Below are 13,923 nucleotides of genomic sequence, written 5' to 3' on the forward strand. Positions count from 1 at the left end.
TCCGTTGTTTTGGGAGTGCGAAGATCATAAATTTTACTAACATTGAAGCGGAAAATTTCACCTTTTTCGTAACTCGCTCATTAGTAATTTTATACAGAGGGGATAACTTTGTCTGGCTGTGGATAACTACGAGATATCCACAAATAAAGATTTCCACATTTGAGCGTCAGGCTGAATTTTTCCCTAAATTACATTATTAAAATGAGATACGTTCCATCATTATTATAAAGAATAAAAAGAACAATGGATCACTTCAAAACTGCGCTTTTAATTGGCATGATCCTCTTATTTTCTGGCTGTGGCTTGTTTTTACGCAATAGGAAAACAATTCATGAAGGCCTGGAGAGGGACGATTATGACTTACCAGTGATACTTTACCCCAGCAGTATACCGGAGTCCGGCAAGCTCATTTTTATCCTTTCAGGGGATGGCGGCTGGCTGGATTTTGAAGATGAACTGGCCCAAGAGTTTTCAAAACACGGTTTCCACACCATTGGTTTCAACACCAGGAATTATTTCTGGGAACAGCGAACTCCGGAAGAACTTTCTAAACACTTGTTGTTACTCTTGAGAACCTACCGGAGGAAGTACCATGCGACTGAAATCTACCTCTGCGGTTATTCCTTCGGCGCAGACATTATCCCCTTTGCATACAATCGTCTCCCCGCCCCTGCAAAAAGAAGAATTGCTGCCATCCAGCTTTGCTCCCCTTTTGCCACTAGCGACTTTAAAGTGCGTACCGTAGATTTACTCAACCTCGGTGGTGATGATAAACCTTACAAGGTAATTCCAGAGCTGGAAAAGATCAGTATTCCAATCCTCTGTTATTATGGAGAGGAGGAAGATCCGAAAGCATTAAAAGACATTTCCATTAAAAATTTCAAACTGATGCTCTTGCCGGGCAGCCACAGTTACGAATTCCCTGCTGCTCAAAAGATTGTCTCCGGGCTATTGAAAAAGACACATTGATATCAAGATATAATGAGCTCTAAACCATGGAATCATTGCCTTTAATAGATATGATTTAGGAAAAATAGGCTAAATTTGCAGGCATGAGTACTGTGGATTCCGCCAATGAAATTTTTGACAATGTCATTTCCTTTATCGAATATACCAACCAAAGCATTTTCCTGACCGGGAAAGCCGGAACCGGGAAAACTACTTTACTTAGGAAAATAAAAGAGACGACAGCGAAAAAGACGGTGATCGTTGCACCCACCGGTGTGGCGGCCATGAATGCCAAAGGCGTAACCATCAATTCCCTGTTTCAGCTGCCTCCGGGATCGTTCTTTCCTGGAGATGTGAACCTGGCCAGTTTAAGAGCCGGTGTAGTGTCGATCAAGAGCCTGCTGACAGAACTCAACTATTCGAAAGAAAGAAAAACATTATTGATGGAGCTAGAGCTCATGATCATTGATGAGGTATCTATGGTGCGCTGTGATGTCATCGATGCAGTGGATGCGATACTTAAGATGGTCAGAAAAAATGACGCGCCCTTTGGCGGTGTACAGCTCTTATTGATCGGTGATCTTTTCCAATTGCCTCCGGTCACCAAAAGAGAAGACTGGGAATTGCTGAGCAGGATCTACCCTTCCCCTTATTTCTTTGAAGCGACGGTAGTAAAGCAAAATCCGCTCTTGCAGGTGGAACTGAAAAAGGTGTTCCGCCAAACCGAACCTGAATTCGTCGACATTCTGAACGACATCAGGAACAACCAGATCGGAGACGAAAGGCTAGCCATATTGAACCAGCGTTTCGATCCTTTATTTAAACAGGCAGCAGGTTCTAGCCATATTATCATTACTTCTCATAATGCAGAAGCCAATACCATCAACAACGAGAAAGCAGATGAGCTGGAAGGTGAAGATTTTGTTTTCGAAGGTCAGGTGGAAGGGACTTTCAGCAACCAGGTATTACCGGTGGAACAATCTTTACGCCTCAAAATAGGTGCTCAGGTCATGTTCATCAAAAATGATACTGGCGACGACCGTAAATTCTACAATGGTAAAATTGGAAAAGTAAAATCAATCAAAGGAGAAGAAATCTACATCTCTTTTCCAGATGAGGAAGAACCTTTATTACTGGAAAGATCATCATGGCAATCATTTGAGTACAAAGCGAATGAAAACAATGCCATAGTACAGCAGCAGGTGGGTGAATTTTTTCAATTCCCAATCAAACTGGCATGGGCAGTAACGATACATAAAAGTCAGGGTTTAACGTTTGATAGTGCCATCATTGATGCCGGAAACTCCTTTGTATCCGGACAGGTATATGTGGCTTTAAGTAGGGTGAGAACCTTAAATGGTTTGATCCTACGTTCTAAAATCAACAAAGAAAGCCTGCGCTCCAATATCGAAGTGCTGAATTATATGAAATTGGGTAACGTGGATTCTTTGACAGATTTCCTTGCCGCTGCTCAGGAAAGATATATCATTCATTTGTTCAGCAGTGCTTTCTCATTTAATGAGCTGACAGATTCATTTGAGAAGTTAAGTGCAGACCATGAGGTCATGAAATCTACCGATCCGGAATTCAGGTCAATGATTGGCAACCTGAGTAGGTCCATTGAAGCCTTACAGCAAGTTTCCATTCGTTTTCAATCTCAGCTCAGACAGCTTCAAAAAGAAAGTGGCTTGAAAGATCCTTCCGCCATTCATGCGAGAATGGATGCAGCGTACAATTATTTTGCAAAGGAACTCAGCCTGCAGGTCATCAATCTTTTGAATAAACATATCCGCACCAAGCCGAAAAACAAATCAGACCAAAAGCTGGTGTCGCTGTTTACACAGCATCGTTTAGTGGCAGACCATAAGATTTACAAAATACGGGCAGCTACAGAGATCGCTGCAAAGCCTGAACATTGGGAGAATCAGCATGAGCTGATGAAAAAGATTCAGGACCTATTGAAAAAGAAAATGAACACGCCAGGGGCGGCACAAAATGCCACCACCATGCAGCTGTTCTAATTTTTTTAAGTTTTCTAAACTTGTCCTTTCTTTTTCAGCATCACGTTTACCTGGTACACAAAGAAACCGCAGATGATGATCAGGACAGAAACTAAGATTCCTTAGGTATCGTACTGCTGCAGTGAATGTTTTAGTCCATTTATAAATTTGGAGTTTGTTGGTATTCAATATTAAGTGAGTTCTTCACAATGGTACCCATGCTGTATAACCAGTGTAATGACCTCATTCAGCTGCAGCTCATTTGAAACAATTCTGAGCACGCAGTCCACATCTTCCTGATCTACGGTCCATTGGCTAATTTTATTTTGCTGCATCAGCTGCGTCATAAATTGTTTGTCACTTTCTGTGCGGATATTCGTTTTGAACAACAACACGTTTAATCCATTTATTTCCATGGTTTATTTTTTAAAAGCTTTCAATACTAGGTTAAAAGTGGTCCAAAGAATCTCATCAGTAAGGACAAATGGCCGACCACCAATACTTTGTCCTTCGTTATGAAAACGAACCAGACTATATAAGGGGCCGAAAGCGACAGACCAGTAGGTCTCCATTGGCATCTCATCGATCTCTCCATTTATTACCGCATTTTTCATAAAAACACCAAGACTCTTTTTAAAAGTGGTCATCATCGATTCGAAAATCTTTTCCTGATAGCTGGAAGTACGCAGCTGTTCAATCATTTTACAAGACATTGGGTTCTCCAGCATACACTTTGCACGGTGTTCCCATTGGTGCCTCAATCCATCAGCAAAAGAAAAGCCCAGATCAAAACCCTCCAGCATCAATTTACTCAGTCTCTTCGTCTCTTCCAGGCCGATCTGGAGGATCAGGTCGTCCTTATCCTTGTAATAAATGTATAAAGTGGCTACAGAAATGCGACAGGATTTAGCCAGCTTAGCCATGGTAAAGCCCTCAATACCGAGTTCTACCAATAGTTCTATTGCCTTTTCCTTGACTAACTCTACCTTATTTACATCTCTGATTCTCATGGTTTTCGGATTGACCTTCAAATATAAATGAATATTCATTTAGTTATAAAGAGAAATGAGAAATATATTTATGAGGGCAATAAAAAACCCGGCTATGAGGGCCGGGTTGATGTTTTTTAGATACAGTAATGTATCTCTTTTCTATGTCTTACCCCTCAATGGCATCAGCCAGGCTGGAGCCATCCTTAGTCAATACTTGAAAATGATTGTCTTTTGATAACTTTAACAATTGATGGATAAAGGCCGTTGCATTAGGATAAACCGTTTTGTCGAACTTTAAAATAGTTTCAATTTTGTTCACTGCATTCACATACTCGTCGGTTATTTCTTTTTGATTCATAACAGTTTTTGTTTTAGGGTGAGCTTTGATTAAGGAGACACAAAATTCAGGCCATCTCCGGTATTTTCTACATCAAACTACTGTTAATCAATATTTTCGTGTTTTTAAAAAGATCCATTAGCTTTTATTCTTATTGAAAGATCCCTCCTGAATTCATTATCCAGTCTCCCCATCCTTTGCTTTACTTGTTTTCAGACTATTTATACCTTGTCATTTACAAAGGTGTGAGCAACCGAACATCAAACCATAGAAATTGTCAATTATAAATACCTGTCTAGAGTCATGGTGGAGATTTTCAAAATACGTACGCTTTCTGAAAAAGAGCTGACTGGCCGTGTAAAGTTCAAAAACATAGAAATGTTTGGAAACATGAGCCAGAAAAATTCTAGCCTTGTGCCTTTAGATCTACATTGGCTTTTAAGAAATCAAAATACTTGTCTTCTTCACCATAAAAGATGCCGTCTGGTTCTAACAAATAAGCTTTCAAAAGATAATCTTTGGCTTTTTCTTTATCGCCTTGCTCCAGGTAACATTCTCCTAAACGCAACATGATAAAAGGATTGCCATGTACATCTTCTGCAGTATTACTTTTTGCTGTTTCGAAAAAAGCCAACGCGGTTTTGAACTCATCCTGAAGAAAATAAGCATCTCCAATAGAGGCATTTAACCAAACACTTTGTATGTATTGATTTTGAGGCTCTGGAATTAAGGCCAATGCTTCTTCCCATGTTGCGATAGCACTATCAAAATCATCCTCATCGATATATTCATTTCCACTTTCTGAAAGTTTTAGAATCTCATCCGATACCTCAGTAGAAAGCTCTGGGGCTACACCCGCTACTTTTTCTTCACTCATAATCTTATCTTTAAATTTTTCGGCAACAAAGAATAACCGTTACGCATACAATATTCGGCTTTTTTTTGCGGAATACCATTCTCCTGCTCATTTTCTCTATGAAATTTAAGCCCGTTCAATGTAAATACAGCCGACTCAGCGGTATGTTTTTAGGCTATAATGAATTACCTTTGCCCGCTTAATATACACACAAGTTTGAAAAAAGTTCTTAAAATTACGGGGATAACGCTCTCCGCTATCGTATTGCTCTTATTTATTGTCCCCTACCTGATGCCTAAAACGATTTCCAAAACCGTGGAAAAATGGGTAAACGAAAATATCAAAGGAGAAGTCCATTTTGAAGACAGCAGTTTATCCTTCTTCAGGCACTTCCCTTCCTTAACTTTAAGTCTGCAAAATTTTACCTTAAAAGGTTCGGCACCATTTCAGCAGGATACATTACTACATACCAAAGAACTTGCTTTCAGAGTAGACTTGAGTACGATCTTTTCAGATCAGATCAAAATTGACCAGATTTTCATCAATGAAGCCGATATCAATGTGAAAGTAGATGAAAAAGGAAATGCCAATTACAATGTCTATGAAAGCAAACCGGATAGCACGCAAAAAGTGCCGAAAACCAGCAATACCGCCATCAAAATCGAAGGGATCTTTATCAAAAAGAGCAACCTGACCTATAATGATCAATCGGTGCCAATGCTGATCAGTGCCAAGGGATTAAACTATTCCGGACAAGGTGATTTTAGCAAAGCGATCTTTGACTTGAAAAGTCAGGCCAATATAGACAGCCTGGATGTGGTTTATGCTGGTGCTCCCTATTTGCTGGGCAAAAAAGTCAATGCGAAATTGCTGACCAAAATCAACACCAATTCCCTGGACTTGATGTTTGATGAAAATGATTTACAAATCAACTCTTTACCTATTCATTTTGTTGGGCGTTTCTCTTTTATTAAAGATGGTTACGATCTCAACTTTAAAACAAAGGCAAAAGAAACCGACCTGCACAACATATTTTCGGCCTTGCCTCCAGAGATAGCCAGCCGGGTGGAAAAAACGAACATCAAAGGTTATGCAGAAATCGAAGCCTCTTTAATTGGTAAATACCTGGCGAAGAGCAACACGATGCCCACTGCGACTTTCAATATGAAAATCCGGGATGGCGAAATTTCTAATCCTAAAGCTCCGGAATCTATCAGTAAGCTATACCTGAATCTGCAGACTAAGCTGCCCAGCTTAAACATGGACAGCCTGAGCATCAATATGGATAGCTTATATTTTAACATGGGCAAAGACCACCTGAGCGCTGTGGTGAAATTAAATGGCCTGGTGACTCCTGAAATCTACATCAAGACTCGTGCTTCAATTGATCTGGAGAAATGGGGCAAGATCTTCAGTGTGGAGCTGATCAGAGGTCATTATGATATCGATTTACTGGCGGATGGAAAATACAGCAAAAAAGTAGTACGAAGCGGCATTAGAAAAGTCGATACTGTAATTGCCACCATCCCTAAGTTTTACCTGATTTCTAAAGTGAGCAATGGTTATTTCAAATTCGCTTCTTTACCGGCAGCGATCGATAAGATTAATTTTAGTATCAATGGTCAAAATCCAGACGGAAACTACAAAAATACCAAACTGGAAATTAGCAATATCAACATCCAGGCACTCAGCAGCTATATCCGCGGATCGGCAAAACTCCAAACTGCAGAAAATATGCCAGTTGATATACAGCTCAAATCAATGGTCAACTTTGCAGAGATCAAGAATTTCTATCCTTTAAAAGATTTAGAATTAAATGGAGAACTTCATGTAAACATGCAAAGTAAAGGAGGATATCATAAGCTTAAAAAGCTGTTCCCGGTTACTAGCGCTTCAATTCAACTGGCTAATGGCAGGATAAAAACTGCTCATTTCGAGCAGCCTTTGGAGAAAATCGTCATCGATGCGGCATTGGTCAATAAAGATGGCAAGCTAAAGGGTACTCAATTAAACATCAAGCCCATCTCTTTTCAAATGGCCGGACAGCCCTTCATGCTGAAAGCAGATGTAAAGAATTTTGAGAATGTGGCTTATAACATCAGTTCAAAAGGAACGATTGACATCGGTAAAATGTACCAGTTGTTTGCGGTAAAAGGATACCAGGTAAAAGGTTCTATTTTCAGCAATGTTTCTTTCAAAGGCCTACAGAGTGACGCCATGAACGGACGTTACCATAAATTGAATAACCATGGACGTGTGGTTATAAAATCATTAAACCTGGAGTCAGATCTGTTTCCAAAAACTTTCCTGATCAAGAATGGTGTATTCTCTTTTGCACAGGATAAGATGAAGTTTGAAAACTTCCAAGTGAGTTATGGTAAGTCCAACATCAGCATGAAAGGCCATCTCGGCAATATCATCAACTATGTACTGTCTGATCAAGCAAAACTAACCGGAAACTTTAACCTGGACACTAAGGCTTTATATGCCGATGAATTTATGGCTTATAATGGCGTTCCGGTAGAGGCATCCGGCAAGCCTATGCCGAGTAGCGGCGTGATCATCATTCCAGGTAATCTGGATGTGGAGCTCAACGCAAATGCGGGTACCGTCTTTTACAACGACCTTAAAATTAAAGATGCAAAAGGCACATTGGCGCTCAGCAATGGTGTGATGTCATTAAAGCAGGCAAGTTTTAACCTGGTTGATGCACCGGTAGTCATGGATGCAACATATAAAAGCTTAAGTCCAAAATCGGCAACTTTCGATTATCACCTGACTGCTAAGGAATTTGATGTTGCGAAAGCTTATAAAGAGATCAAATTATTCCGTGAAATCGCGACTTCAGCCGGGAAAATGAAGGGAGTAATTGGCTTGGATTACCAGCTTTCCGGTAAACTGAACCAGGATATGTTTCCTATATTCCCTTCTTTAAAAGGTGCAGGTGTGCTTTCAGTAAAGAAAATCAGTATGAGTGGATTTAAACTGATGAATGCGATAGGAAAAGCAACGAAACGTGATAGTTTGAGCAATCCAGATCTTTCTGAGATCAATATCAAAAGTACCATTAACAACAACATCATTACTATTGAAAGGTTTAAAATGCGTGTTGCAGGTTTCAGACCTAGACTTGAAGGCCAAGTGAGCTTTGATGGACGCCTAAACTTAAGCGGCAGACTGGGGCTTCCTCCTTTCGGATTGATCGGCATTCCATTGAGTATTACCGGGACTCAGGATAAACCTCAAGTTGCCCTCAAAAGAAACAAAGACGCAAAACTCGAAGAGACAGAAGACGATGCAGAATAAACCAAATAAATCTTCCTGATAACGAAAACACCCTGTAGCCTTTACAGTTTACAGGGTGTTTTTATGTTCAGGCCTTTAATAAAGGAGTCATCATTAACGATGTATGCTACTTTAAGGTGATCGATTTAGGCCGATCTGCTGGGTTTACACCCCAGCTAGTAGATGGTTTGCTGCCCATAAATAGCGTTAACGTACCACCTGCAACCAGATCCTTGTGTAATAAATAAGACTTTTTATAAGGTTTACCATTCCACATGGCCTTTTGGATATACTTGTTTGTCTTGCTGTTGTTTACCGTTTTCATTTGGAACTTCTTGTTTCCCGGTAAAGTAATTACTGCTTCATTTACCGTTGGAGAACCGAATACATACGTTCCGTTGGCTGGGTTAACCGGGTAAAAGCCCATCGAAGAAAATACATACCATGCAGACATCTGACCCAAGTCTTCATTGCCACAAAGACCATCTGGCTTATTGGTGTATAACGAATCCGTAATCTGGCGAACCAGGTCTGCAGTTTTCCATGGCTGTCCTGCAAAAGCATATAGATAAGGGATATGGTGGTTTGGCTCATTTCCTTGTGCATATTGACCAATTAATCCGGTGATATCAGGTGAACTTCCTTCTCCCATTTCTGAACTCATGCTAAATAAAGTATCTAGTTTTTTAGAAAAAGGTTTCTCCCCACCAAACAAAGCGATCAAACCTTCTGGATCCTGAGGAACCAGCCAGGTATATTGCCAGCCGTTTCCTTCGGTATAATCATCTTCACGGTGTTTCGAAGAAACCGGATTAAATGGCGTACGCCATTGTCCATTTTCCAGTTTACCACGCATAAAATTGGTCTTTGTATCGAAGTATTTGCTATACAATTTTGCGCGCTCAGAGAAATATTTATAATCCCCCTCTTTACCCATTGCTTTCGCCATCTGAGCGATACACCAATCATCAATCGCATATTCCAATCCTTTAGCAACAGATTCAATCACCCGGTCTGAAGGAATATATTCCAGTTTTGCTGGGTATTCAATACCTTCTACTTTCTGCATCGCAGAATGCTTAATTGCTTCATAAGCCAGGTTCACATCAAACCCTCTAAAACCTTTTAAATAAGCATCCACAATAATCGGAACCGCATGATAACCGATCATGGTATTTGTTTCATTTCCCATCAGGTGCCATACCGGAAGTTTACCTTGCTGCTGATAAATAGCCAGGAAGGAGTTGACTACATCAGACACCTTGTCCTGATGCAGGATGGTAAACAAAGGATGGTAAGCACGGTAAGTATCCCACAATGAAAAAGTGGTATAGTTGGTGAAACCTGGTTTATGGTACACCTTTTTATCTGTTCCTCTATAATCTCCATTCACATCATCAAATATGGATGGTGCGATCATGGTATGGTATAATGCGGTATAGAAAGTCTTTTTTGTCTCTTCATCCGCAGTGATTTTCAATTTTGACAACTCATTTTCCCATTTTTGATCGGCTTGCTGATGCACCTTATCAAAATCCCATCCTGGAATTTCGGCATTAATATTAGCCAGCGCATTTTCATAACTCACTGGAGAAAGTCCGACTTTAAGTTTTAATATCGCTTGGTTAATGGCCTCGAAATGTAATACTGCTTTTACTCCTATACCTTTCAATTCTTTATCACTTTTCGACAGGCTGCTGCTATCAGACAACACTAAGCGACTCAATGGCTGAGAGATTTTCACAGCAAAATACAAGCGCTGGTCATTGGCCCATCCTTTAGAAAAACGGTAACCTACCAACGTGGTGGCATCTAATTGTTTGACATAAGTTTCTACTGGAACATCCCATCCTAAGCCTGCTTTCAGGTCTAGCATAACATGCGGCTGATCGGAAACCTTATCAAAAGTATATTGGTGAAAGCCCACCCTTTCAGAACTGGTCAACTCTGCTTTAATTTTGTATTTGTCCAGCATAACGCTGTAATATCCGGCTTTAGTTACCTCATGGTCATGAGAGAAAGTGGATACATAGTTCTGCTGTGAGGGACCTGTTGCAGGCATCACCAGAATATCATTCAGATCGCCGATTCCAGTACCACTCAAATGGGTATGAGAGAATCCAATAATGGTGTTACTGGCATAATTGTAACCGCTGCACCAGTCCCAGCCACCAAAAACATTAGTCGGCCCTAACTGAACAGCCCCGAAAGGCACGTTAGCACCAACGAATACGTGGCCATGAGCCGCAGAGCCAATGTGTGGATCTACGTATTTGGTGAGTCCGTTTTGAGCAAAACCCTGCCCCACAGAAAGCAGGATGCCCAGAAATAAAAGGTATTTACGCTTCATCAATTCTTAGTATATAGTTAATATTGGCGCCGAAGTTACAAATATTTGTCCTGCAGCAGCAGCTGGGAGCACAGATCCATTCCAGATATTACTGCTGCAAGACAAAAAACTTAGTTTTTCTTATCCCACCATAACTTCGTACCACCGTTATCTGGGCCACCACCAAGCAATGAAATCGCTTTAGTCACCTCTTCCGTGTTGTTTTTATACTCATCATCTGAGAAAGGCAACCTGCGGATTTGTTTGTCGGTATCGATCGTTCCACCACTTTGATTGTTCACTACAGGAAAGATTTTTGGATATCCGGTACGTCTGAATTCCGACCATGCCTCCATTCCATCAGGGAAAATAGCGATCCATTTCTGTGTGATGATGCGTTCCAATTTCTGCTCTGTACTTGCAGCCTCATCCCATTTCACCGTAGTTTTGCTCAATAAAGGAGAATTAGCAGGCACATTATTAGCGGCATTAATTGGGTCAGTATAGGGGGCTTGAGTTCCTGTATTATTAGCCAGGTAAATATCCACTCCGCTCGCATTCACCTGTTCGCAAGAAAGCTTCACTCCTTCTGCGTACAAAACACCTGTTCCAAATTTGGTATAAGGAATCGGTCCGTAGACATCTGTGACGCGGTACATTCCTTCTACTTTCAAAATATCTGCCACCGCGATATATTGAGGATTGGCTGCAGCACGTTTACGTTCTTCTCTCCAGCTGTTCATAATACCACTATAACCTACTTTGAATGGACATAAGTTCCATCCTGTTTTTAAGGCATAGCTAGCGTTATTTGGGCCTCCAAAATCTCCGGTAGGGGCAAAATATCCAGAAAAAATATCTGCGTTCAGATTTTGCTGAAGCTGATAAATATAGTCATCATTGGTTTTATAGTAAGCTACATTTACCTGCATTTCAGGAAGGAAAATTCCAGCAGAGGTGTTGTCTTTCTGTAAGTCTGCATCTGTTAACCCATTTGGATTGCTATTGTATACATCGTAGTCTTTTGTACAAGAACTTTGAGCCATGACTAGCGATAACGCAACTAAGGCGCCCAGTCCGGTTTTTTTGAATAAGGTTTTCATATATATAATGAATCTTGGTGCTTAAAATGTGAAATTAACGTTGAAACCAATGCTTCTTAAACTGGGCATTGCGAAATCATCAAAGCCTTGGTAAGCATTTACGGTTAGGGTGATTAACTCTGGATCAAACGGTGCTTTCTTATAAATCATCCATAGGTTTCTTCCGATCACAGACACCTGAATCTTTTCTATTTTCTTATTAATACCTATCCAGGGAAAGTGTAACCCAAAGAAAGTTCGCGCAGACGAACGTTTGTAGCGTGGGAAAATATTCAAGGCCAAGAACCTCAGTTTACCTCAAACTTGGCGGCCCAATATTTACCATGACTTAGGCAGAAACAGAATTACTCCTTTCAGAAGCCGCATTAAGAGGTTGGACAGTGAATGGAACTGCTGCTGATTATCAAAGCGGACTAAAAGCTGCTTTACAAGCTACTGCGCAGATTGACCTTCAAGCAACTATTCCAGTAGGAGATATAGCTACTTATTTAAAGTATCATCCATTGGATGAATCGACAAAAGAGAAAGCATTGGAAATGATCAATACTCAATATTGGATCAGTACAGGTACGATGTTTAACTTCATAGAATCCTGGTTCAACTGGAAAAGATCAGGTTATCCGCTCCTCCACCCCATCAATTATCCTGGCAATGTGACCAATGGCAGCATTCCCAGGAGAATGATTTACCTTTCTACTGAAATCTTAAACAATACGGACAATTACAAAGCCGCCGTTTCCCGTTTATCTGGAGGTGATGTGCTCAGCTCAAGAGTGTGGTGGGACAAGTAAAATACTGATTGGATAATGATCTGATAACTGATCTGTCATCGCATCTTTTACAATAATGGGTTTCGTTGCATTTTTCTGTAAATCCGAAGAGATAAAAATATAGTCGATTCTTTCTTTTGAAGCATCTGGAACCGGGCCAAAAACCAAGGTAGGGTAACTAAAATTGAAGCCTTTAGTTTTCATGGACCAGGTATCTATAAATCCTTTCTGAATGAGGTAGGAAGGGATTTCATAGTCGAGATGGCCATTGCTAGCATTGCTCAAATTACTACTGCTATCACTTTTCAACATTGGCGTTAAACGGTCGAGTCGGTTATAAGACATACTGTCCGATGCCGCAAGGCTATTCATATCGCCCATGATCAGGATCTTTTTAGTAATCGCCCAACGTTGCAGGCTATCTGTAATCAGCGCCACTTCTCCTCTCCTTTTCTCGTGCTTAAAGGGAGATAAATGAACGACTACAAAATTTAGGTCTTCAATTTTTGCAGTCATAAAACCATGGTGCATTCCTTCTATTATTCTTTTCACCTCAGTAATCGGATATTTTGAAGAAAGTCCTACGGAATATCCCTTTTCCTTGGCCAATGCGGTATAAGGGTGGCCAATTGATTTTCCTAATGCCTTTAATTCTTCTCCGCTGATATTGACCAACTCCTGGTAGGCAATCACATCTGCGTCCTGAGCCTTTGCCCAGGTTACAAAACGTGCTTTACGGGCTGCCTCACTTTCAAAATAATTATAGACGTTATAAGAGATGATCTTGAGGGGAGTTTGTGCCTTTAAAACCTGAGTAGTAGCCAGCAGCAGCAAAAGAAAAAGGGTAATACGCTTCATATCGCCTAAAATAGAAGAATATTTATAGAATTCAGCGCTTCCCATTATGTTTTTTCAGCAAAAACGGCATTTCCGGACCTGCTACTTATGGACCAAACATCAGCAGCCACTGGCAATCCTGCCAGTCTGTGAACATATGAAAGATCAAGCCCACCGCAATGATCCTGGTTTTAGGAAAAAACAACAGTATAAAATAAATTGCGATCGCGTAATAAGAATGCAACGGGTGATAGCCCACACTACACCTACCCGGATCAAAGATTGGGTTAGCTAAAAGGTGGTCCGCATCCACCAGCATCGTAGCCATCATGATGAGCCATGCCTTCTTCCATTGCTTTTTGAAAAACACGTACGCAATTAAGCCCGGTACTAAGAAATGCAGGCTATAGTGCACTAAAGGCTTTAAGATGTTCAATAAATCAGGGCTCATCTGCTGCTTTTAATA

12 protein-coding genes and 1 pseudogene are annotated in these 13,923 nt (G+C 40.6%); 4 read left to right on the forward strand and 9 right to left on the reverse strand.

Annotated features, from left to right (window positions below; all coding sequences use genetic code 11):
• Positions 1-243 precede the first annotated feature (243 nt).
• Positions 244-969, forward strand: coding sequence for an AcvB/VirJ family lysyl-phosphatidylglycerol hydrolase (locus tag H9X96_RS01095; RefSeq protein ID WP_187664503.1), 726 nt, complete (start codon positions 244-246; stop codon positions 967-969).
• Between the two features lie 83 nt (positions 970-1,052).
• Positions 1,053-2,969, forward strand: coding sequence for an ATP-dependent RecD-like DNA helicase (locus tag H9X96_RS01100; RefSeq protein WP_187664504.1), 1,917 nt, complete (start codon positions 1,053-1,055; stop codon positions 2,967-2,969).
• Positions 2,970-3,139: 170 nt separating this feature from the next.
• Here H9X96_RS01100 and H9X96_RS01105 read toward each other — a convergent pair whose 3' ends face one another.
• The 4 genes from H9X96_RS01105 to H9X96_RS01120 form a co-directional block, all read right to left on the reverse strand.
• Complete coding sequence (locus tag H9X96_RS01105; RefSeq protein ID WP_187664505.1) at positions 3,140-3,364, reverse strand: hypothetical protein; 225 nt, start codon at positions 3,362-3,364, stop codon at positions 3,140-3,142.
• Between the two features lie 3 nt (positions 3,365-3,367).
• Positions 3,368-3,997, reverse strand: a complete 630-nt coding sequence (locus H9X96_RS01110) for a TetR/AcrR family transcriptional regulator (protein WP_255430944.1) — start codon at positions 3,995-3,997, stop codon at positions 3,368-3,370.
• 109 nt (positions 3,998-4,106) lie between these two features.
• Positions 4,107-4,298, reverse strand: a complete 192-nt coding sequence (locus H9X96_RS01115; protein ID WP_062549588.1) for a hypothetical protein — start codon at positions 4,296-4,298, stop codon at positions 4,107-4,109.
• Positions 4,299-4,683: 385 nt separating this feature from the next.
• Entirely contained in the window at positions 4,684-5,154 is a 471-nt protein-coding gene (locus tag H9X96_RS01120; protein ID WP_187664506.1) for a lipopolysaccharide assembly protein LapB, read from the reverse strand.
• Between the two features lie 195 nt (positions 5,155-5,349).
• On the opposite strand from H9X96_RS01120, the gene H9X96_RS01125 reads away from it, so the two are divergent.
• The gene (locus H9X96_RS01125) at positions 5,350-8,439 is read left to right on the forward strand and encodes an AsmA family protein (RefSeq protein WP_187664507.1); all 3,090 of its coding nucleotides are present in this window, start codon (positions 5,350-5,352) and stop codon (positions 8,437-8,439) included.
• Between the two features lie 106 nt (positions 8,440-8,545).
• Here H9X96_RS01125 and H9X96_RS01130 read toward each other — a convergent pair whose 3' ends face one another.
• From H9X96_RS01130 to H9X96_RS01140, 3 genes are all read right to left on the reverse strand, one after another.
• On the reverse strand, positions 8,546-10,768 hold the full coding sequence (locus tag H9X96_RS01130; RefSeq protein WP_187664508.1) for a GH92 family glycosyl hydrolase: 2,223 nt from the start codon (positions 10,766-10,768) through the stop codon (positions 8,546-8,548).
• A 110-nt stretch (positions 10,769-10,878) separates the two neighbouring features.
• Complete coding sequence (locus H9X96_RS01135; protein ID WP_187664509.1) at positions 10,879-11,850, reverse strand: SusD/RagB family nutrient-binding outer membrane lipoprotein; 972 nt, start codon at positions 11,848-11,850, stop codon at positions 10,879-10,881.
• Between the two features lie 21 nt (positions 11,851-11,871).
• Positions 11,872-12,132, reverse strand: a complete 261-nt coding sequence (locus tag H9X96_RS01140) for a hypothetical protein (RefSeq protein WP_187664510.1) — start codon at positions 12,130-12,132, stop codon at positions 11,872-11,874.
• Between the two features lie 62 nt (positions 12,133-12,194).
• Between H9X96_RS01140 and H9X96_RS01145 the strand changes: the two are divergent.
• Positions 12,195-12,641: pseudogene (locus H9X96_RS01145) on the forward strand (SusD/RagB family nutrient-binding outer membrane lipoprotein); the annotation flags it as partial.
• On the opposite strand, the gene H9X96_RS01150 reads toward H9X96_RS01145, so the two are convergent.
• Positions 12,618-13,523, reverse strand: coding sequence for an endonuclease/exonuclease/phosphatase family protein (locus H9X96_RS01150; protein ID WP_187664511.1), 906 nt, complete (start codon positions 13,521-13,523; stop codon positions 12,618-12,620). The pseudogene H9X96_RS01145 and the gene H9X96_RS01150 sit on opposite strands and share 24 nt — an antisense overlap.
• 40 nt (positions 13,524-13,563) lie before the next feature.
• A complete protein-coding gene (locus tag H9X96_RS01155; protein ID WP_187664512.1) occupies positions 13,564-13,908 on the reverse strand; it encodes a DUF6122 family protein in 345 nt (114 codons plus the stop codon).
• Between the last annotated feature and the right edge of the window lie 15 nt (positions 13,909-13,923).

It is taken from the genome of Pedobacter sp. N36a, assembly GCF_014472395.1.
GTDB lineage: Bacteria > Bacteroidota > Bacteroidia > Sphingobacteriales > Sphingobacteriaceae > Pedobacter.